The sequence below is a fragment of the Rubrivivax albus genome (genome assembly GCF_004016515.1).
Taxonomy (GTDB): Bacteria; Pseudomonadota; Gammaproteobacteria; order Burkholderiales; family Burkholderiaceae_C; genus Rubrivivax; species Rubrivivax albus.
On record NZ_SACT01000067.1, the window covers coordinates 1 to 255 of the forward strand.

General features: G+C 62.0%; 1 protein-coding gene. It reads left to right on the forward strand.

Going from position 1 to position 255, the window contains the following annotated elements; translation table 11 throughout:
- A partial coding sequence (locus ENE75_RS25985) for a helix-turn-helix domain-containing protein (protein WP_158289105.1) occupies positions 1 to 255 on the forward strand: 255 nt, incomplete at both ends.

Sequence of the window (255 nt, forward strand, 5' to 3'; positions counted from 1 at the left end):
GGGTTGCAACCATGTCGTATAACCATCTCACCCTCGAAGAACGGTATCTGATCAGCCAGGACAAGTCCATGGGGAAGTCCTTGCGATCCATTGCCAGGCGGTTGCAGCGCAGTGTGGCCACCGTCAGTCGCGAACTCCGCCGCAACGCCGATCGCTCATCTGGCCACTACCGCTACTCCAAGGCACACAGCTACGCCCGGGCGCGGCTGCGCCAGTGCCGCCGTGGTCCCAACTTCGCTGATGATGAGGTAGCGC